The organism is Ruegeria sp. AK11, from assembly GCF_056541095.1.
Genome location: NZ_JBQFXU010000004.1, coordinates 272,029 through 292,792, shown reverse-complemented (window position 1 = coordinate 292,792; position 20,764 = coordinate 272,029). Strand labels below are relative to the sequence as shown.

The window sequence follows — 20,764 nt, the reverse complement described above, 5'->3', positions numbered from 1 at the left end:
CATCAGAACGCGGCGTAGATTGAAACTGCGGCGAGCCTGATCCTCCTAAGCCAATCAAACGCTCGTGTTCCAAATCATTCGATGACGGACACTTCGGAACGCTGCAGCGCAGCCCGCATTGCCGACATTCGCTGCACCGCCAAAGTTTGGGTTGTCATAAACTAATAGTCTACGGGTTAACCAATCATTTATCCCTGTGGAACGAGCAACCGCTTCTTGACCAAAAAATTCCCAAAAGGATGACAGGATACGGATATCTTTTTCGACGGCGATCAATGGTTTCCCCCATCGGAGGCTTGTAAATAAGCGATATTCACGCCGCCTTTACATAGGGCTACGTTACATAGGTGCGCACCGGAGCATATCATACATAACGTTTCGATCCTCTTACACACGCGCATAAAGGGCAGATTCTTCAATCTGCCCTTCTCTATTGCACCAATTAATAAGAAACGGCGCAATTCTGTTCTCTTGTTCCGAATTAGGCTGCTAAGGCTTTCTTTGCAGCGGCGGATTCTTTGGTGATGTCTCTGCCGGCGGTCATCAGCAACTCGACAGTGTCTATCTGGGCTTTCTTGGCGATCTCGGCAAAAGCAAACATCATTTCAGTGGCGTCTTCGGTAGCGCCCGACAAAAAATCTGTGGCAGCTTTTGCGTACTCAGTTGGCTCCGCCTTGGCTTTTGACACTTCGGTCAGCTTGACAATGGTATCTTTGGTCCACACGCTGGAAATATCCGTTGATTTTTCAGCCGCTTCTAATGAAATGCGCGACAGTTTTTCGCTCAGCGATGTGGAAGTTCTGAACGCATTTTCGAAGACTGCGGCTTTGAGGGGAAATTCGCCCATCGCATCTTTCCAAATCGCTGTGAAGTTCTGGATTTTTTCCATTGTCTTAAGTCCTAGTGTCTTGCGGGCCCACCCCGCATTATCTCCAATTGAGATTTTATCCTTTCTGCGACACAGCAATGCAAGGAGATAAGTTTACGCTAGGGAAAGCAGTGGAACGGAAGCGTTTTCAAAAACTTGCTTGCAAGCAACTTAGTCTCCGACGCCGGCGTCAACGGCATGGAACCCGAATCGCTAGTATCACTGGCCGCGGGTGCTTGACCGGTGCTGTCAGACAAAGGTGCTGTCAGACAAATTCGAACCTGTCTCCGTTAGGCCAAAAGAACTGTCCTTTATACAGCACCAATATACAGCACCAAGTTTGCGCAACTCGGCAAGAGCGGCGGACCGTGTCAGCTTGAGGGTGTCTCGGCTGGTGAGCGATCTTTCCTGGTTGAAATGGTTTTAGACGGAGGAGTGGACGGAGGCGAATTTCAGCAAACTTCGCATACGCTTGAAACGTTGCATGGTGCGTTCTCTTCGTCGGAACGGCAGGGGCATTGCTAACTTGATTGCACGCGGCTGATGGCTGTCTGGCCCGCGTCCGTCAAGCGGTCATTTCGAGAGCGTACGTTCACCCCCGTCGGCCAGCATCCATCTGCCTTCCGGCCAGAAGGCGTGGAATGCAAAGGCGAACATGACATCATGGGCGATATCCTGTCCCGATGCGTTACGCACCCGGACTGAGCCTACATCGCGCCCCTTGGCGATGCGCCCGGTGTCGAGGGCCGAGGCCTGCCCCGCGCGCCAGGAGAGCGTTTTCCCGGCCTCAGAGATCTCGCCCTCTGCTCTCAGCCTCTCCAGAGTCCAGGCTTTGTCGCCGACGCGGATCACGCGCGCCAGTGGGTTGATGCCATGGGGCGGGTTTTCACCGGAATAGAGAAAGGGCCGCGACAGGGTGTCATAGCCGCGATAAGGGTTGCGCCCATAGTCGCGAATATAGGCCGGTTCGTTCATCACCAGCCCATCCGGGTTACGGCTGCTGAACTCCTCCCAGCTTTCCATCCAAGTGGGCAGGGTCTTCAATTCGGTGCCTGTCAGATCGCCGACGATGGCCCGGCCGATGGCCTGCTGCCACCAGCTTTCAGTTTCGCGGTCATACATCAACATGTCGGAATGGCGCAGCTTACCTGAGACGCCGAATGTGAGCGTGCCCGCAGCGGTGCGCCGATCGAAGCTCATGCCGGAATTGCACAATGGGCAAAAGGTGACGGCCACCGGGATACCGCCGACGCTGTCATTCACGATCTCGTGCCATACCAGATAGCGTATCGGATAGGCTCGAGGCTCGGCCCCGTCGATCTCAAGCGTGATTACTGGCTCGCGTTTACCCAGTCTCGTTTCGTCAGAAACGCGCAGGAAATTGGGATCGCTGATCGCAGGGATTCCGTCCTTGGGCGGACCGCCGGACTGAATCTCGGACCAATTCGTGACCGCACTGCGGCTGAAATTGGTCTGCGGCCACTCAAGTTCCCAGCGGTCGGGGCTGGCGAGCGCTGTACCGGCGACGAAGAGAAAGGCGAACAGGACAGGACGGCGCATTGGAATCTCCGGTCGGGGGATGCGCAATCCTGACGGCTGGACACCTGTCTGCAAAGGGCTGGCACAGGAATGTGAAGAGAATTCATGCCTCCGGTATCAGGTTGCCCCCTCGGGGCGTCGGCAAACCAGGGTGGAGGCAAGGGCCGAGATTCCGGCTAGGGCCTGCCCCGCATGGTTCACTGCACCCCGAAACCGGCAAAGCGCCAGCACCGCAAAGCCCGACCGGGTCGTAAAAACTACGTTGCCCGTCCGTACCATGGGCCACGTTTGGAACTACCACCGCCGCCTCGTAATAGCGGATTGTATCGATTTTGGGCCCTGACCGGGAAGCGGCTTCCGAAATACGCACAAAGGATGCCCTCCAACGTCCAAAGCGGTACCGGCCTCAAGTAACTCAACGTCGAAAGGAAACTTGGAGAACGGCCCATAAGAGACATTCATCGCAGTCACTGGTGCCGCAGTGCGGCTTCACCAGACCGGCCATTCGCTACGGACATAAATATCCTGAAACTGCCGAACTCACAGATTGCAGACAATGCAGCCGTTTGATCTACCGCTATTGGGCGGCTCGAAACATCGGAAACAGGGGTGGGGCTTGGTCGGCTTTGATTAGACCCATCTCTTGGAAACCATAGCGCTTATACAGCGATAGATTTGTAGGGTTTGTCGACTCTAAGTAAGCAGGTCTTCCATCTTCATCACAACGTTTGAGGCAGCATTCAAGCAACGCGGACCCCAATCCTTTTCCTTGGCGAATTGGATCGACCGCAATAAATGCTAAATGCCAGCAATCCTCATCGGGATGATAATTGTCCATCTGCCCGAAGGTTTCGAACAACGCATCATGCTTTTCTGGTGAGACCGTCTGCTCAAAACAGGCGACAAGCCGTTCTTCGTCAGGGTGAATGCTTGGCGGAAGCCAAAGTGCGCCAGCAGTGAAATCATCGTTCCGAAACGCGCTACCCTGTTCAAATGCACGCCCGCCAAAGAAATCCATTACTCGCGGGAAGTGGGTAAGGAAATCGGCAGGTTCAGGATACAGCCAACGCATGAACGGGTCCGCAGAAAATCCAAGAGCAAGTCCGCTTAACAAACTTTCTGCTTCACTTCGGGTTGATGATCTAAACATGAAATTACCTTTGGTCGTTACACCTCGATTTTCACGTTTCAGCATGTGGGCCGCAAATACTTGTTGTCAAATGCGCAATTTATTGTCCTGCTCAAGCAACGATGGATGGCTACGTCGAGCTCCCAGCAGGCCTCTGAGGCGACGCAGCATCCTGTAATATTGTTTCTCGTCAATGTCGGGTTGTCGTTGTGGGAGGGCATGGCGGATCGGAGGATCAGTCATGGAAACCCAAACATACCTGCCGTTCGCGCGCTTCGCTCAACCTGGAACAAAGGACGTATCGTCGGTCAGAAGCGGCCGCCAAAACCCAAGCATGTCTGGGCGACCCGAGTTCGACTTGAACTGGCCGAAAACCACCGCGATTTCGCGTTGTTCAACATGGCATGTCTTACGGGCGAGGGCATCGATGACGATTGACGGCCTGCACATCATCGAAAGCTTTTTCAGTTACTTTTAGATTGTCTCTCCCATAAAGTTCGTTGAAATCAGAGTTGGCGGTGATCGAATGAATGGCGCAGGATCGTTAGTCAAAACCTTTCTTCACAATGGTGTGGATACGGTTTTCGCCAATCCAGGCACGTCTGAAATGCACTTTGTTGCGGCTCTTGATAGACATCCCGAGATGAACTGTGTTCTGTGCCTGTTCGAAGGTGGAACGACGGGCGCCGCTGATGGCTATTACCGCATGAAACGGGACGTCGCCGGCACTCTGCTGCATCTTGCACCGGGGCTAGGCAACGCATTTGCCAATCTACACAACGCCCGAAAATCAGGGTCCGGGATCGTGAATGTGGTGGGAGATCACGCAACACATCACCTGCGCTATGAAAGCCCACTCAGAGGCGACATTATTGGCGTAAGTCAGGCCATAAGCCATTGGACACGAGTTTCTGATCAGGCCACAAGCGTCGCATCGGACGGGGCCGCAGCCATCCAGGCCGCCCGATCTCAAAACGGCCAGATCGCCACTCTTGTTCTTCCCGCCGATACTGCTTGGGATGCAGCGACTGGCCCTGCGACGAATAGCATTCTGGCCCAACCACTTCATCGCCCGTCCTTGGAAGGCATCGAGGCCGCAGCCATGCGTCTGAAGACTGCAAACGCGGCTTTGATGATAGGTGGTTCCGCGCTTTTTGGTCCACTTCGTGTACTGGCTGGAAAAATTTCCGTCAAAACCGGATGCCGCCTGTTGGCGGATACTCTAATCCCTCGAATTTCGAAGGGGGCCGGGGCTGCCAAATTGGATCAACTTGTGTATCCAATTGCACCCAAGATCGCTCAGCTTGAACAGACATCGTCAATCACTTTGATCGGCGCCGACCAACCCGTTGCCTTCTTTGCATACCCGGGCAAACCGAGCACACCCGAGCCCGCCGGTTGCACGGTTTCAAGCCTGTGTGCTCCGACGGATGATATTGCCTGGACTCTTCAAACACTGGCAGATGCGGTTGGTGTTTCGAGCAAGACACAGCTGAACACATACGCTCTCGACCTGCCTCCAATCCCAACCGGAGATCTCACCCTAGCGAAAGTCGGCCAAGCGTTAGCGGCCCTCATTCCCGAGAATGCTATCGTTTGCAATGAATCCGTGACGTCCGGGTTTCACGTCATTCCTCCGACTGCAACCGCGCGACCACATGACTTGCTTGGGGGAACCGGTGGTGCGATAGGGCTTTGCCTACCGTGCGCAACCGGCGCAGCAATTGCATGTCCAGATAGAAAAGTAATTGCTCTAACAGGCGATGGATCAGCCATGTATACGTTGCAATCTTTGTGGACGATGGCACGCGAAAGCCTGGACGTTACGGTGATTGTTTTTGCAAACCGCGGCTATCAAATCCTTCGAGATGAGCTGGCAAATGTCGGTGTTGAGAGTTTTGGCAAGAATGCGGAGGCAATGTTTGATGTGGAAAACCCAACGCTTGATTGGGTTGCGCTCGCTAAAGGGCATGGGGTTCCCGGAATACGAATTGAAGACACCGATAGCTTTGCAAAAGCCCTTTCCGCGGGGCTATCACGTGACGGCCCTTCCTTGATCGAAGTCATGTGCCCGCCAGCATCTTGAACACAAATTCTTTTTGAAACGGGCGGCCCAAAGCCGCCTTTCGTTACCCAAAGCGAAGCTACATTTTGGCACTGAAAGCAGACTGTCACGAGCGCTCAAACAACATGCAAAAAAATGTCATTGGCGTGCCAGAAGAGAACTCATGACAATGTCCTCCACACAGCCAATTTTCGCGATGACCATAATTGCGAAATGATAGTTGGTCGCACCTTAAACGTCACCGATAATCCGGCAGGACGGAAACCGGCTTCACTTCACTACGCCGAAACACGCCAGGTGCGCCTGGCTCGCTCCATCGAAATAAAGTTATGTGCCAAAGACCCGGACGCCTTCGCGAAGGGTCAATCAACCCGATATGCCGATCTGTTCTGAGCCGATCAGCAGCGAGCCATGAAGACGGCTCTCCGCCCGCAGCTAAGAGTTTGCGCCAGGGCTGACTGGCGAGTGCATAGATATCCGCGGCTTCGGGGCTGCGCAGATCGAATAACGCACATCGTTCCACCTCGAAGGTCAGCACAACCCGCGGGCGATCATCCTTCCTAACGTCCTGACCAATAGCGACTTTTGCGCTTTCGACATCAGGGCTCAGATACAAAGCGTCCTGCCCCCGGCGATTGAACCGGGCGGGTGGGCGATCCGGTGCGCCGCGCATGAGGTGAACGTCTGGGTCATCGGCCCAAACAATCTTTACGAATTCTCCGGAAACTTCTGTCAGCATAACGGGTGGCACTGATCGTTTGCGCGTCGCGTTATAGGAAAGACGCAAGGCGGCAGTGGTTTTCCTAGAACAGAGAAGACGCATGATATCTTGATTGAAATCACTTACTCATGTTTCCTCGCACTGTGTTGCATTTCCAAAGGCCTCTCGCATGACGGCTCCAAAGATCGCCCTCCTTGGCGCAATTCTCGAGTCAAATCGCTTTGCACCCCCGGCTGATTTGTCAGACTTTAAGTCTCTGACATGGCTTACAAGCGATGCTTTGATATCTGAAGCCAGATCCGCGACACCAAAGCTGGCAATAGAATTTGCGGCCTTTGTCCGGGCGATGGATGCTACGGGCGACTGGACGCCGGTACCCTGTATCTTGGCAGCCAGCCATCCCGCAGGTCCAGTACGAAAAACCGTGATCGAAGAGATCATGGTGACTTCGGAAGACATGCTTCGCTCAGCTGGCCCTGTCGACGCAGTCTACATCTGCAATCACGGCGCGATGGTTGCCGAGCACGACCACGACCCCGACGGTTTGTTGATGTCACGCATTCGGAGAGTTGTCGGACCGGACGTACCTGTCATCGCGACACTCGATTTGCATGCAAATATCTCACAACGGATGGTCGATGCCTGTGACCTGATCGTCGGCTATCGGACCAATCCTCACGTCGATCAAATAGAACGTGGCGAGGAAGCCGCCTTTTCGTTGCGCCGGGTTTTGGCGTCGGGCGTCCGGCCCCAAACCGCGCATGTTAAACTGCCTCTTGTTCCGGCATCCGTGACCCTGCTAAGTGCCGAGCACCCGTATGGCGCGCTGATCGACCATGGTCAGCGACGACAAGCCGAAGGTCGAGGTGAGATTCTAAACGTATCGATCTTCGGTAATTTTCTTTTCTCCGACACGCCCGACAACGGTCTGAGCATCGTTGTCACCGCGCGTGAGGACCAGAAGGCGGCCAATGCACTGGCGGAAGAATTGGCAGACATGGCCTGGTCATTGAGGAAGGATTTCGTTCGGAAACTGACATCCGTGACGGAAGCGATCTCAATTTCCGCTGACCAAGCGCGCACGCCTGTGATTTTCTCCGATGCCGGTGACAATCCTGGTGGCGGCGGCAGTGGCAGGACGACGGAACTGTTAGCCGCTCTTCATGCGGCAAAAGTCGAAGAATGCCTATTCGGTTCCTTTTGTGATCCGGAACTTGCGAACGAAGCCCATGGCATCGGTGTCGGCGGCAAATTCAGGGCACGATTCAACCGGTCTTCCGATTCCAGCGCTTTCTGGGCGCAATGGGATGTGCCTTTTGAGGCGGATGCAGAGGTCTTGGGTCTCCATAATGGAGATGTGGTAGGTGAACTGGGCATGACGGCTGGTCGGAGATTGGCCCTAGGGCCATCCGCTGCGCTTCGTATTGGTGGTATCACCGTGGTGGTGATCACCGATCGCACACAGACTGCCGACCCCGTGTTCTTTCATATGTTCGGGCTGGATATTGCGGCTGCCCGGACTGTTGTTGTGAAATCCCGAGGCCACTTTCGGGCCGGGTTTTCCAACTGGTTTGGGCCAAACCAAGTATTTGAGGTCGACACGGGCGGGCTTACGTCGCCAGTTCACGACCGCTGGCCGTTTGCGAATTTGCCACGACCGAACTTTCCGATGGACGTCGACACCTCGTGGTCGGCTAAGATGCTGCGCTAGACGGGCTCTGAGTATTTGTCCTGCGGCGTCGTCAACTTGACAAATTGCATGAACTGGCGGGCAAGCTGAGAAGGTGGCCTGCCTGATGGAAGTACAAAGCTCGTGTCATAAAAAATTGCGGCGTCAAATGGCCTGACGACGACACCTTCCATCCCTGACGACAACAACGGGAAGGGATTGATCAGCGTCACGCCCAAACCCTCGCGGACGAGCTCCAGTGCGGCCATGTTCGTTGCCGTTTCTGCGACTTGTTTCGGCCGAATTCCAGCGCGCGCAAAGATCTTTTCGGTGATCGCTCGCGTCCCCAGCCTTCGCAGAAACTCGATCAGCGCGACGCCTTCAAGGTCGTGCGGCGTCACCACTCGTTTTTCCGATAGCGGATGGTTGCTCGGCATGGCGCAGACCACCTGACTGCGGCGCCAAGGCATGAGATGAACACCCGTTCGTTGGATCATCGCACTCGTCAAACCAAGATCATAGCGGAGGTCGAGAATGCCGGCGACCAGCACGTCCGTGGCCTGAATATCCAATTGAAGCTGCTTTCCTTCATTCTTCTTGAGAAAACTGGCCACCCTGGAGATGACAAAGTGATGTGCCAGAGTCGGCGGCACGATCAGGCGTAACGGCTCGTTATCCGGAGTAGCCCATTCTGCGCCCTCAATGTCCGCCAGCGTCTCGAAAATTGGGTCCAGTTTTTCGTTGAGACGCAAGGCTTCGTCTGTTGGGTCGATACGTCCCGATCGCCGGAGAAAGAGCGTTCGCCCAACACGGGCCTCGAGTTGTGATAAGGACCGGCTCACGGCAGACTGCGAAATCCCGAGACGCCGCGCGGCGCCGATGGTTGTCCCAGTCGTGATCACGGCTCTTAGCGACTCGAACTCGCGCAGTCTGTGTCTGTGTTCCGTCATGCTACATTACTCCCCCGGTACGAGCGGCTGAACATCCAAACTCTTGGATTGGTCTATGCAAAGTCGCATAGCAATATGTATTGGCAATGATTTTTGCGGTAGCTAGCCTTTTTTAATAGGGCGCGGGATCGGCCAAAGATTCGCCCATTCACAAGCGCCAAACAAACAGGGAGTCTTTTTGATGAGGAAACTCACATCTGTGACAGCCGTCGCTGTCAGCATTTTGGCTTTCGGCGCCGGTGCTGTCTCGGCCGAAAAACTAACGATCGGCCTCGCTTCGGAGCCGACGTCACTCGATCCGCATTTTCACAACCTGGGTCCGAACAACGCGATGTCCGTGCACATCTTTGACCGGCTGATCGCGCAGGATGAGAAGCAGCGCCTATCGCCGGGTCTTGCCGTGTCATGGGAGCCGATTGATGAATTAACTTGGGAGTTCAAGCTGCGTGAAGGCGTTAAGTTTCACGACGGAAGCGACTTCACGGCGGACGACGTCGTCTGCACCATGGCGCGCGCGCCGGACGTACCGAACTCTCCATCGGGATACGGCACCTATCTTAAGGGTAAGGAAGTCGTCAAGATCGATGACTACACGGTGCATTTCAAAACGGCCGCACCTTATCCGTTGATGGGCAATGACATTTCCACGATCCCTGTGATCTCAGAAGTGGGCTGCGAAGCAACGACGGAAGACTTCAACGCGGGTACGGCCGCCATCGGCACAGGGCCGTTCAAGTTCCAAAGTTACACACCGGGTGAAAGCATCGTACTGGTGCGGAACGACGACTACTGGGGTGACGCGCCGATCTGGTCCGAGGTGGAATTCCGCCCAATCACGTCCGGTCCGAGCCGTGTTGCATCGCTTCTTGCCGGTGACGTCGACATGATATCGGGCGTACCAACGACCGATATCACAACACTTCAGGGCAATGATGGTATCCAGCTGAGCCAGGGCGTGTCCAACCGAGTGATCTATCTTCACATGGACCAATTCCGCGAGGATTCACCCTTTGTGAAGGCCAACGGTGGCGGCGATATCAAGAACCCCCTCATGGACGTCCGCGTCCGCAAGGCGATCAGCATGGCGATCAACCGCGATGCAATCGTTGAGCGTGTCATGGAGGGGGTTGCCCTGCCCGCCGGCCAGCTTCTGCCCGAGGGGTTCTTTGGCGTGTCCGACAATCTGGACGTCGTGGCTTATGACCCGGACGGTGCTAAAGCGCTTCTGGCTGAAGCCGGTTATCCCGATGGATTTGAAATGACAATCCATGGGCCGAATGACCGTTACATCAACGACGCCAAAATTGCCGAGGCAATTGCGCAAATGTTGACCCGTGTTGGCATCAAGACAGCCGTCGAAACAATGCCGCGTTCGGTATACTTTGGACGCGCGTCCAAAGGCAGCCCAGAGGGTCTGCCGGAGTTCAGCTTTATCCTCGTCGGATGGGGCGCGGGGTCCGGCGAAGCGTCCTCGCCTCTCAAATCGCTGATCCACACCCATGACAAGGATGCGGGCTTTGGATCATCGAACCGTGGCCGGCACTCGGATGCTGAAACCGACGCACTGATCGAAGAAGCCCTGCGAACAGTCGATGACGCAAAGCGGCAGGAACTGCTCGCCGCGGCGACAGAGCGCGCGATCGAGAACGTGGCGATCATTCCGACGCACTTCCAGGTCAACACCTGGGCGGCCAAAAAAGGTCTGAGCTACATCCCTCGGACCGACGAATACACTCTCGCGACAGGCGTCGTGAAAGAGTAATCGCAATGCATCCGGGCCGCCTTCGCAGCGGCCCGGAGCCTTTGCCCAGGGAATGTCCTCATGACCGTTTTTGTCATTCGCCGATTGCTGCAAGCAATGCTTGTTGTCTTCCTGATGTCGGTGATTGTCTTTTTCGGCGTCAATATCGTTGGTGACCCGGTCTACATGCTGGTCAGCCCCGACGCGGATCAGGCTGACATCGAAGCTGCAATTCGACGGCTTGGATTGGATCGGCCTATTTGGGAACAGTACTGGTTGTTCCTCAAAGGTGCTGCACAGGGTGACCTCGGCGACAGTTTCGTCTTCGGTGAGCCCGCGCTCAAACTGATCCTGCACCATATGCCTGCCACGATGGAACTGGCCTTCAGTGCACTCTTTCTTGCTATCGTGATCGGTATTCCATTGGGTCTTTATGCCGGGCTCTATCCCGACAGCCCGCTGTCCAAGGGCATTATGGCTGGCTCAATCCTTGGGTTTTCGCTGCCGACCTTCTGGGTCGGGCTTATGCTCATCATGCTGTTTGCCGTAGAACTTAGATGGCTCCCAGCGACAGGGCGCGGCGATATCGGCTCGTTTCTTGGGATTCACAGCAGCCTTTTTACGCTCGATGGGTTGAGCCACATCTTCCTGCCTGCTCTCAACCTAGCGCTTCTTAAGATTTCACTGGCAATCCGCCTTACCCGAGCGGGTGTCCGGGAAGCGATGGGACAGGATTACGTGAAGTATGCCCGGGCCAAAGGGCTTTCGACCCGACGCATCATTCTGGTGCATGTAATGAAAAACATCATGATCCCGGTAGTGACCGTCATGGGCCTCGAATTCGGTAGTTTGATCGGGTTCTCGGTGGTGACTGAATCAATCTTCGCGTGGCCGGGAATGGGCAAACTGCTGATCGACGCAATACTGCAATTGGATCGGCCTGTCGTCGTCGCCTATCTAATGATCATCGTACTGTTCTTCGTGCTGATCAATCTGATCGTCGACATACTCTACTCGATCCTCGATCCGAGGGTTCGTTTGCAGGATCAGGGCGCATGACCGACACCGTCACAGATCATTCTCTGACCCCCGCCAAGTCCCCTAAAGTCGAGACGCCGTTCCAGCGATTTCGGGCCGAGTTCTTCGAAAGCAGGATCGCAACAGCGGCGCTCGGCATATTCCTGATCATCGTTCTGCTGGCCATCCTGGCACCCTGGATCACGCCGCAGAACCCCTACGATCTTGGCCAGGTCAGCGTCATGGATGGGCGCTTGCCTCCAGGTTCCGAAGCATTCGACGGATACACGATGTGGCTCGGTTCGGACGGGTCTGGACGCGATCTCTACTCGGCAATTCTCTATGGCTTGCGTATTTCTCTGACCGTTGGGCTTGCATCTGGGGTGATTGCCCTTCTGATCGGTATGGCGATCGGTCTGGTCGCGGCCTACGCCGGAGGCCGGACCGAAGCGTTCATCATGCGCATCGTGGATCTTCAACTGTCGTTCCCGGCATCGCTTGTTGCGCTGATGATGGTTGCGGCACTTGGTAAGGGTGTCGACAAGATCATCCTCGCCCTCGTGATCGCGCAATGGGCTTATTACGCCCGCACGGTTCGCGCGACCGCGCTTGTCGAGCGTGGCAAGGAATATGTCGAAGCCGCGCAATGCCTTGGAATATCGCGACCCCGGATCGTCTTTCGCCATATCCTTCCGAATTGCATGGCGCCTCTGATCGTCGTTGGCACGGTGCAAACCGCCAGCGCAATCTCATTGGAAGCGACGCTTTCGTTTCTTGGCGTAGGCCTTCCACAGACTGAACCGTCGATTGGGGTGCTGATCGCAAATGGCTTCGAGTACATGCTGTCCGGGCGCTACTGGATATCCGTTTTCCCCGGCATCGCGCTCTTGCTGACGGTCGTGTCCATCAACCTTGTGGGCGACCATTTGCGCGATGTTTTGAACCCGAGGTTGAAGAAATGACGGCAGTACTCGAAGTCAGCGGGCTAAAGACCCACTTCTTCACGCACGCGGGTGTGGTCAAGGCCGTAGATGGTGTGGATTTCACCGTCTCCAAGGGCGAGGTAATGGGTCTGGTGGGTGAGTCCGGGTCGGGCAAGTCGATCACCGGGTTTTCAATCCTTGGGCTGATCGATCCTCCCGGGCGCATCGTCGATGGGTCAATCCGTTTTAATGGTGACGAGATCGCGAACGCACCGGAAGAGCGACTCAAGACCTTGCGTGGCAACCGAATCTCGATGATCTTTCAGGATCCGATGATGACTCTCAACCCGGTCCTGCGCGTCGATACGCAGATGATCGAGGCCATTCTCGCCCATGAAAACGTAAGCCGCCAAACCGCCTGGGAAAGAAGCCGTGATGCGCTTGGTTTGGTTGGCATCCCATCGCCGGAAGAGCGATTGCAAGCCTATCCGCATCAGCTTTCCGGTGGGATGCGGCAGCGCGTGGCGATTGCGACAGCCTTCTTGAACCAGCCGGACCTCATTATTGCCGACGAGCCGACGACAGCGCTCGACGTGACAATTCAGGCGCAGATCATCCACGAGGCACAGAAGCTGACGAAACGCACGGGAACCGCGATGATCTGGATCACGCATGACCTTGCCGTTGTGGCAGGGCTCGCGGACCGGATTTCGGTGATGTACGCAGGACGGATCGTTGAGCAAGGCAGTATCGACGATGTTATCGACCGTCCGTTGCATCCCTATACGGTCGGGCTTCTCGGATCGGTTCCGACGGCGAACCGGCGCGGGCAGCGTTTGTTCCAGATCGAAGGGATGACGCCAAACATGCTCGCCCTGCCTGAAGGATGCGCCTTTGGACCGCGTTGTCAGGCCCGAACGGCAGCGTGTTCCAAGCGCCCCCCGATTAAGGACGTGGATGGCCGCAGCCTTCGCTGTTTCAATCCGCAACGCACCAAGGAGACGACGCTTTGAGTGAGCCGCTCGTTGAAATCCGAGGCGTTTCGAAGCGCTTCACCAAACGTTTGGACGTCGCGGGGAAAATCGCACAGCGACTTGGCGCAAACATCCGGGAAGAAACGGTCCATGCTGTCGATAACGTGAACCTGTCGATTCAAAAGGGTGAGGTTCTGGGATTGGTCGGCGAATCCGGCTGCGGCAAGTCCACTTTGGGACGTGTTGTTGCCGGCATTCACCCTGCAAGTGACGGACAGATGTTCTACGGAGGCAAAGATGTTGCGACGTTGAACGGCACCGACAAACGCGCGGCGACCCTCGCAATTCAGATGATCTTCCAGGACCCCTTTGCCAGCCTAAATCCGCGAATGCGCGTCGAAGATATCATCGGCGAAGCACCGCGTATGCATGGGATCGTCCGCAAGGCAGAGAGTGCGGAATACGTGGACGACGTGATGCGCAAGGTCGGCCTCGACCCGTCGCTCAAGCGGCGTTACGCGCATCAGTTTTCCGGCGGTCAAAGGCAACGGATTGGAATTGCACGTGCGCTCGCCGTGAAGCCGAAGTTCCTTGTCTGCGACGAAGCCATCGCTGCGCTGGACGTGTCGATCCAGGCGCAGGTTATCAACTTGTTCATGGATCTGCGCGAAGAGCTGGGCCTGACCTATCTGTTCATCAGCCATGACCTGAGCGTCGTCGAACACATCGCCGACCGCGTGGCGATCATGTATCTGGGCCGCATTGTCGAGAGCGCATCGACTGAGGAAATTTTTTCGGACCCACGCCATCCCTACACGAAAGCGCTGCTTGCAGAGGCTCCGCGCCTTGATCAGCGCCGGCGTGAGTTTGCCCCGATTGAGGGGGAAATTCCGTCGCCGCTCGATCCGCCATCTGGATGTACCTTCCACCCGCGTTGCCCGGTGGCGACCGCTGAGTGCCGCACCACTGTTCCTGAACTGAAAGCGGGGCGCGGCGGGCGCGAAACGGCTTGCCTGCTGGAACACGCCGAAACCGTTTGAACGAGAAGCTGGAGAGCCCCTTGAAAAACGCCGATCCGATCTGGGACCACGTCGACCGCCATCGTGATGATTTTATCGCCTTGTCAGATCGAGTCTTTGACACGCCCGAGACGCTTTATGCCGAGTACAAGTCCGTCGCCGAACATGTGCAGATGTTACGCGCTCAGGGCTTCAAGATAACAGAGAACGCAGCTGGCATTCCTACGGCCGTGATTGGCGAAGCAGGAGACGAGGGTCCGGTGATTGCCATCCTCGGCGAGTTCGATGCGCTGCCATATCTGAGCCAGGCGCCAGGTGTGGCTGAACATCAGCCGCTTGAAGAGGGCGGCAACGGGCATGGGTGTGGTCACAATCTTTTAGGGGCCGCCGCACTCTTGGCCGCGACGGCGGTGAAAGACTGGCTGGCCGAAAACGGCATCAAGGGCCGTGTGCGATACTATGGCTGCCCCGCTGAAGAAGGGGGCGCGGCCAAGACATACATGGTGCGCGAAGGACTGTTCGATGATGTCGACGCAGCCATCTCGTGGCATCCAGCGACCTTCACAGGCGTGAATGAGGCCAGATCGCTCGCGAACACCCGGATCGATTTCACTTTTCATGGAAAAGCTGCCCATGCGGCGGGTGCACCGGAATTGGGTAGGTCGGCGCTTGATGCGGTTGAACTGATGAACATCGGTGTAAATTACCTGCGCGAGCACATGCCCGACAGCGCCCGGGTTCACTACGCCTATCTCGATGCAGGTGGTGTTGCGCCGAACGTGGTGCAGGCCAAGGCCACAGTGCGCCAACTCGTCCGCGCCAGCTCGCTACCGGACCTCGCCGATTTGGTTACGCGCGTCCGAAAGATTGCGGACGGCGCGGCGCTGATGACAGGAACGCAAGTTACCAGCCAGGTCTTTTCCGGCGTTTCAAACCTGCTTGGCAACCGTCCTTTGGAAGAAACCATGCAGCACGAGCTAGAGAAACTTGGACCCGTCGCCTTTGACGAGGCAGATCTCAGTTTTGCCCGCGACATTCAGACCACATTAACCGCCGCTGACATCAATACGACCTTCAAGCGGATCGGTGCTAAGCCCAAAAAAAATCTCGCACTCTGCGACTTCATCGCACCTCTTGATCGCCACAGCGATGGCGGCGAAGGCTCGACAGATGTTGGCGACGTGAGTTGGGCAGTCCCAACCGTTCAGGCACGAGTTGCCACCTGTGCTATAGGAACGCCGTTTCATACGTGGCAAACAGTGGCACAAGGCAAGGCGCCCGCGGCTCACAAAGGCATGGTCTACGCGGCAAAAGCAATGGCCGCGACAGCTTGTCGACTGGTTGAGGATCCCTCGCGCATCGAAGCTGCATGCGCGACGCATCAAGACCATCTGGGCCAAACACCTTACACATGTCCGATCCCGGACGACGTGCGTCCACCTGTCTGAGGCAAAACAACCGTGACCCGCGCCTCTGCAATAGACAACGCCGCCCAGTTTTTCGACACCGGTCAATTTGCAACAGAACTTAGCGAACTGGTTGCCCATGAGACGGAGAGCCAGACACAAGAAAAAGCCGCGGAGCTTCCGCGCTATCTTGAGGAAGCCCTCGTTCCGCGCCTGAGCAGACTCGGGTTCTCCTGTGAAATCTACCCGAACCCTGTGCACGATGCCGGACCGATCTTGGTTGCAGAGCGCATCGAGGACGACACGCGTCCGACAATCCTGTCCTACGGGCATGGCGACGTGATCCGCGCGCAAACGGATCAATGGCGCGACGGGCTTCACCCATTTCGACTGTTTGATGAGTGCGACCGCCTCTATGGACGCGGAACAGCCGACAATAAGGGGCAGCATCTCATCAATTTGGCGGCGCTGAGCGCTGTCATTGAGGCCCGTGGAGCGCTCGGCTTCAACATGCGCATTCTCATTGAAATGGGCGAAGAAATGGGATCACCGGGGTTGTCGGAGTTTTGCGCCAAGCACAAAGACAACCTAGCCGCAGACGTCCTGATCGCATCGGACGGGCCGCGCCTTCAGTCCGACACGCCCACGTTGTTCATGGGGGCAAGGGGCGGCAATTCGTTCGACCTCATCGTTGATCTAAGAGACGGCGCGCACCATTCGGGTAACTGGGGCGGTTTGCTTGCCGACCCCGCGATGATCCTTGCACAAGCCCTCTCGACGATCACCGATGTGCGGGGCCAAATCCAAATACCAGAATGGCGGCCGACCAGCCTGACTGAAGACATCCGGGACACCCTGCGCAACTTGCCGGTTGGCGGGGATGGTGGTCCGAAGATTGACGAGAATTGGGGAGAGGAAGGCCTGACACCGGCCGAACGCGTCTTCGGCTGGAACAGTTTTGCGGTCCTCGCAATGAAAAGCGGTGTCCCCGAGGCACCGGTCAACGCGATCTCGGGATTTGCCATAGCCGCCTGCCAGCTCCGCTTCGTTGTTGGCACTAACCAATCCGATATCCTGCCCGCCCTTCGACGCCACCTTGATGCGAGAGGTTTTGAGATCGTTCAGATCAAGCCTCATGACCGCAGCTTCTTTGATGCAACGCGAACGTCGCCCAACCATCCGTGGGTGTCTTTTGTCGCGCGTTCGCTTGAAAAAACGTGTGGGAAGCCACCCCATGTCCTGCCAAATCTCGCCGGTTCCTTGCCCAACGAGGTCTTTTCCGATTTGCTCGGTCTCCCAACGGTTTGGGTGCCGCACTCCTATCGCGGCTGTTCGCAGCACGCGCCAAACGAGCACGTGTTAAAGTCAGTTTCGCGTGATGCATTGCGCGCAATGGCCGGGCTTTTTTGGGATATTGGCGACCTTGCCAGGTCGCTCTGATCCCGCGCCACAAAGGACTTCATCCGTACCTGGATCGGGCGTGTATCGCATATCTGACTGTAAATGACCGCTTTCACAGATTGGTAGAGTTGCTCTCGCATATGCAGCGAAAGTCAGCTTCCCGCCCAGACTTCAATTTAGGCATGTCTGCTTCTGGCTGTCTGCAGCCTTCCGGCACAAGCGTGCCAATTGCGGGAAAATCCGCAAGACATCTTCAGCGCTTTTCAACTCTGGGTCTGCCATCCCTCCCAACGCGGTCATTAATTTAAGCAGCTAGGGCATGTGTAAAATTGGCCTACTAGATTCTTAGTTCCACAGACGTTCGGCAAAGGCCAAATCCTGCTCCCGCAACCAATACTTCCTAGTTAGATATCAAACACTTAGCGCCCCAAGGGGCGCTTTCTGCGTTCAGGGCCACTGCACAACTGGAAGCTCTCTGGAAGCATTAGGGACTAAAAAATACGCTGCTGGTCCCCAACGGTATTTTGCGTCACCCTGGTACAAGGTCTTCAAGTTCCGGCATCAGAACAACGCTTTCCTGTTCGTTCGGGTCCGTGCGTGCGATAACTGCAACTGCGGGTTCATTCCCATCGTTGAACGGAAGGTGCGGAGTGTTTGATGGTATATAGATCAGGTCTCCTGCTTGCGTTTCCATAACGTGTTCTAGCCTGTCGCCCCAATACATCTTAGCAGACCCGGAAATCACATAAATCGCGGTTTCATGTGTCTCATGTTTATGCGCCCTGGCGCGCCCTCCGGGCGGGACCGTGAGCAGATGCATGCAGATAGCTTGGCTTCCTACCGTCTGTCTGGCGATGCCTTCGAAGTAATCGAACCCCTGTTTCCCGGAATAGGTTTCGCCGGGGTGCAGTTTCGCACAATCCGCCATCTAGGTATTCCTTCCTAAGATTTGAGCGAGAGAATGATACGCCAGCTTCGCCTGGAAACGTAGGGAAATCAGAAGCGGGTTTTGGGCGGAGATTCTAACGAGCCTTATGAACGAACCGCATACCGGGTGATACGGCCTGAGATACATAAGGACGAAGAAACCCACGTTTGCGGACGTTACTCATACCAAACTGTGCACGTAGCCATGACAGGTCCGTACCTCGACCCTCCTCCAAAATCTTCCCTGTTGGGCGGTCACATGGCGTATTGCCATTGAAGACCTTTGGAAAGATTTCATTACCTCGGGTCAGAGAAAGGGTCCGGAGGGGTATTCAATCGCAGATGCCGCATGAATGCCCGTGCGATCCTTGGAACCGGTTTTTGATCAGAGACCACAAAATGGCCCCGGTACCGCATAAGAGATTCAAATCGGACAAATGCCAGGTCGGGAGATCGGTAATGGTAGACGGGAAAGGGATTGATAACAGACAGCCCCAATCCTTCGCGCGCCATGTCGGCAGCGGCGAATGAGGTTGAAACTTCGGCAACGATCCTCGGTTTAGCGCGCACTTGATGAAGCAACCGGTCCAGCTGCCCGCGCCGCCCATGTCGATACGTCAGCGCGATCAGCTCTTGCTCATGCAAGTCTGAAGGCGTCAGAACGGTGCGTTCAGACAGAGGATGTTCGGGTCGCATGACGCAAACGGCTGGTGACTCGCGAAATGGTATAAGTTTGATGCCAGCGCGGCTTTGTTCAATCCCGGTCACGGCAAGATCAAATCGGTTCTCAAGCACGCCAAGCGTGACCATATCCGACGTTGTCACCTCAAGGTTCACGAAAAAACCGGGATTCCCGCGAATGAAACTGGCGATGAGGGAAACGATGTATCGATGAGCATAGCTGGGCGGTGCAACGAGGCGCAGTGTTTCCTGCACAGTTTCGCCCGGACCATCGATCCTGTCCAATGCCTCGAACAAAGGATCCAATCGCATATTCAGCCTTACGGCTTCTTGCGTCGGTCGCAATCTGCCTGCATCCCGTTCGAACAGTGTTCTGCCCAGTCGATCCTCTAAGCTGCTGACCGAGCGACTGACCGCGGACTGAGATAAGCCGAGCTGTCGTGCGGCAGCGGCCGTTGTTCCAGACTGCATGAGCGCACGGAGCGCCTGGTATTCCGGCAGAGAATGCCAGTTGCGAGGTTTCTTCATCGCTGGGCGCCCGCATGATTCCGACTAGCTCTATGAGTAAAACTCATCAAGATTTTTTGCAATCATGATGATTGCGTCTGTTAGCGTGTGTCGAAATGACACTAACCTGGGAAAAACGAGTTTGAGCACCTCCCCTCTTATCTTTGATGGGCACAATGATGTTCTGTCAAAACTGGCCTCGTCAGGCGGTCTGCCCGAAGCGGGCCGCTTCCTGACCGGGCTCGAAGGTGCAATCGACTCTGTTAAATCCAAGGCCGGTGGATTTGGCGGAGGCTTCTTTGCCGTCTGGGTCCCTTCGCCTATCGATGCCGATGCTAAAATGGAAGAAATGGTCCAGCCTAGCTATGACCTGCCGCTTCCCAATCATATAGACGCCGAAGATGCTCTGCCCTCAGCGCTGGGGCAGATTGCCATACTGCTGGAACTGGAACGTTTGGGGGCGTTGAAAGTGGTTCGATCAGTTTCGGATATTCGAAACAGCATGGCGCTAGGCCAGATTGCGGCCATTTTTCACATCGAGGGCGCCGAGCCGATTGATGCCGATCTGCATTCGCTTGACGTGTTTCATGCGGCGGGGTTGCGATCATTGGGGCCCGTGTGGAGCCGACCCAACATTTTTGGCCATGGTGTGCCGTTTAGATATCCATCGGGGCCGGACACTGGCCTTGGATTGACGGATCATGGACTGCGGCTTGTGCAGCGATGCAATGCGCTGGGTATCATGTTGGATTTGTCCCACCTCAATGAAAAAGGTTTCTGGGATGTAGCGCGGTATTCGGATGCGCCTTTGGTCGCAACGCATTCGAATGCCCACGCCATCTGTCCGCACGCGCGAAATCTGACCGATGATCAGCTTCGCACCATCGCGGAAAGCGACGGGATGGTCGGGTTGAACTTTGCCACTGCGTTTCTGCGTGAGGATGGTCGGATGCTGTCCGATGTGCCGTTGATGCAGGTTCTGAAGCACCTTGACCACCTGATCGGGATAATGGGTGAAGACCGGGTCGGGCTTGGGTCCGATTATGACGGGGCGGTCGTGCCGGACGACGTGAAGGACATCTCGATGCTGCCTCGATTGAGAGATGCCATGGTGACCCATGGATACGGCGAAGAGCTCATCAAGAAGCTCTGCCACGAAAACTGGTTGCGTGTTCTTGAGAAGACCTGGGGCTCGTAACCGTTAGTGAAGACTTGATGACAGAGAGG

General features: G+C 55.9%; 17 protein-coding genes and 3 pseudogenes. 11 read left to right on the top strand and 9 right to left on the bottom strand.

Going from position 1 to position 20,764, the window contains the following annotated elements:
• Nucleotides 1-481 precede the first annotated feature (481 nt).
• From ACR0D9_RS13165 to ACR0D9_RS13150, 4 genes and pseudogenes are all read right to left on the bottom strand, one after another.
• A complete protein-coding gene (locus ACR0D9_RS13165) occupies nucleotides 482-889 on the bottom strand; it encodes a phasin, PhaP (RefSeq protein ID WP_480482927.1) in 408 nt (135 codons plus the stop codon).
• 309 nt (nucleotides 890-1,198) lie between these two features.
• Nucleotides 1,199-1,381, bottom strand: a pseudogene (locus ACR0D9_RS13160) (IS6 family transposase); the annotation flags it as partial.
• 60 nt (nucleotides 1,382-1,441) lie between these two features.
• Nucleotides 1,442-2,428 carry a DUF3179 domain-containing protein gene (locus ACR0D9_RS13155; RefSeq protein ID WP_480539072.1) on the bottom strand — a complete coding sequence of 329 codons (987 nt, stop codon included), beginning with the start codon at nucleotides 2,426-2,428 and terminating at the stop codon, nucleotides 1,442-1,444.
• A gap of 556 nt (nucleotides 2,429-2,984) precedes the next feature.
• Nucleotides 2,985-3,602 (bottom strand): GNAT family N-acetyltransferase, encoded by a 618-nt coding sequence (locus ACR0D9_RS13150; protein WP_480473296.1) that lies wholly within the window; start codon nucleotides 3,600-3,602, stop codon nucleotides 2,985-2,987.
• Nucleotides 3,603-3,755: 153 nt separating this feature from the next.
• Between ACR0D9_RS13150 and ACR0D9_RS13145 the strand changes: the two are divergent.
• A pseudogene (locus tag ACR0D9_RS13145) lies at nucleotides 3,756-3,941 on the top strand (hypothetical protein); the annotation flags it as partial.
• A gap of 121 nt (nucleotides 3,942-4,062) precedes the next feature.
• A complete protein-coding gene (locus ACR0D9_RS13140; protein WP_480539070.1) occupies nucleotides 4,063-5,622 on the top strand; it encodes an acetolactate synthase large subunit in 1,560 nt (519 codons plus the stop codon).
• 217 nt (nucleotides 5,623-5,839) lie between these two features.
• Here the strand turns inward: ACR0D9_RS13140 and ACR0D9_RS13135 are convergent, their stop codons facing one another.
• Nucleotides 5,840-6,388 carry an RES family NAD+ phosphorylase gene (locus ACR0D9_RS13135; protein WP_480492724.1) on the bottom strand — a complete coding sequence of 183 codons (549 nt, stop codon included), beginning with the start codon at nucleotides 6,386-6,388 and terminating at the stop codon, nucleotides 5,840-5,842.
• A gap of 103 nt (nucleotides 6,389-6,491) precedes the next feature.
• Here ACR0D9_RS13135 and ACR0D9_RS13130 point away from each other — a divergent pair, with 103 nt between their 5' ends.
• Complete coding sequence (locus ACR0D9_RS13130; RefSeq protein ID WP_480486501.1) at nucleotides 6,492-8,033, top strand: M81 family metallopeptidase; 1,542 nt, start codon at nucleotides 6,492-6,494, stop codon at nucleotides 8,031-8,033.
• Here the strand turns inward: ACR0D9_RS13130 and ACR0D9_RS13125 are convergent.
• A complete protein-coding gene (locus tag ACR0D9_RS13125; protein WP_480486503.1) occupies nucleotides 8,030-8,941 on the bottom strand; it encodes a LysR family transcriptional regulator in 912 nt (303 codons plus the stop codon). The genes ACR0D9_RS13130 and ACR0D9_RS13125 overlap by 4 nt on opposite strands.
• Before the next feature lie 181 nt (nucleotides 8,942-9,122).
• On the opposite strand from ACR0D9_RS13125, the gene ACR0D9_RS13120 reads away from it, so the two are divergent.
• The 7 genes from ACR0D9_RS13120 to ACR0D9_RS13090 are packed head-to-tail and all read left to right on the top strand — an operon-like array spanning nucleotide 9,123 to nucleotide 17,461.
• Nucleotides 9,123-10,703, top strand: coding sequence for an ABC transporter substrate-binding protein (locus ACR0D9_RS13120; protein ID WP_480486505.1), 1,581 nt, complete (start codon nucleotides 9,123-9,125; stop codon nucleotides 10,701-10,703).
• A 60-nt stretch (nucleotides 10,704-10,763) separates the two neighbouring features.
• Nucleotides 10,764-11,741, top strand: a complete 978-nt coding sequence (locus tag ACR0D9_RS13115; protein WP_480486506.1) for an ABC transporter permease — start codon at nucleotides 10,764-10,766, stop codon at nucleotides 11,739-11,741.
• Nucleotides 11,738-12,661: an ABC transporter permease gene (locus tag ACR0D9_RS13110; RefSeq protein WP_480472946.1), complete on the top strand. Its 924-nt coding sequence runs from the start codon at nucleotides 11,738-11,740 to the stop codon at nucleotides 12,659-12,661. Before ACR0D9_RS13115 ends, ACR0D9_RS13110 begins: the two co-directional genes overlap by 4 nt.
• Nucleotides 12,658-13,635 (top strand): ABC transporter ATP-binding protein, encoded by a 978-nt coding sequence (locus ACR0D9_RS13105; RefSeq protein WP_480472948.1) that lies wholly within the window; start codon nucleotides 12,658-12,660, stop codon nucleotides 13,633-13,635. Before ACR0D9_RS13110 ends, ACR0D9_RS13105 begins: the two co-directional genes overlap by 4 nt.
• A complete protein-coding gene (locus ACR0D9_RS13100) occupies nucleotides 13,632-14,636 on the top strand; it encodes an ABC transporter ATP-binding protein (protein ID WP_480473306.1) in 1,005 nt (334 codons plus the stop codon). Before ACR0D9_RS13105 ends, ACR0D9_RS13100 begins: the two co-directional genes overlap by 4 nt.
• Nucleotides 14,637-14,656: 20 nt before the next feature.
• Nucleotides 14,657-16,063: an amidohydrolase gene (locus tag ACR0D9_RS13095; RefSeq protein WP_480472950.1), complete on the top strand. Its 1,407-nt coding sequence runs from the start codon at nucleotides 14,657-14,659 to the stop codon at nucleotides 16,061-16,063.
• Between the two features lie 12 nt (nucleotides 16,064-16,075).
• On the top strand, nucleotides 16,076-17,461 hold the full coding sequence (locus ACR0D9_RS13090; RefSeq protein ID WP_480539068.1) for a M20 family metallopeptidase: 1,386 nt from the start codon (nucleotides 16,076-16,078) through the stop codon (nucleotides 17,459-17,461).
• 490 nt (nucleotides 17,462-17,951) lie between these two features.
• Here the strand turns inward: ACR0D9_RS13090 and ACR0D9_RS13085 are convergent, their stop codons facing one another.
• The 3 genes and pseudogenes from ACR0D9_RS13085 to ACR0D9_RS13075 form a co-directional block, all read right to left on the bottom strand.
• A complete protein-coding gene (locus ACR0D9_RS13085) occupies nucleotides 17,952-18,350 on the bottom strand; it encodes a cupin domain-containing protein (protein WP_480482942.1) in 399 nt (132 codons plus the stop codon).
• Nucleotides 18,351-18,646: 296 nt separating this feature from the next.
• Nucleotides 18,647-19,342 carry a LysR substrate-binding domain-containing protein gene (locus ACR0D9_RS13080; RefSeq protein WP_480506815.1) on the bottom strand — a complete coding sequence of 232 codons (696 nt, stop codon included), beginning with the start codon at nucleotides 19,340-19,342 and terminating at the stop codon, nucleotides 18,647-18,649.
• A gap of 24 nt (nucleotides 19,343-19,366) precedes the next feature.
• Nucleotides 19,367-19,558: pseudogene (locus ACR0D9_RS13075) on the bottom strand (helix-turn-helix domain-containing protein); the annotation flags it as partial.
• Between the two features lie 121 nt (nucleotides 19,559-19,679).
• On the opposite strand from ACR0D9_RS13075, the gene ACR0D9_RS13070 reads away from it, so the two are divergent.
• Complete coding sequence (locus ACR0D9_RS13070; protein WP_480486513.1) at nucleotides 19,680-20,735, top strand: dipeptidase; 1,056 nt, start codon at nucleotides 19,680-19,682, stop codon at nucleotides 20,733-20,735.
• The last annotated feature ends 29 nt before the right edge of the window (nucleotides 20,736-20,764 follow it).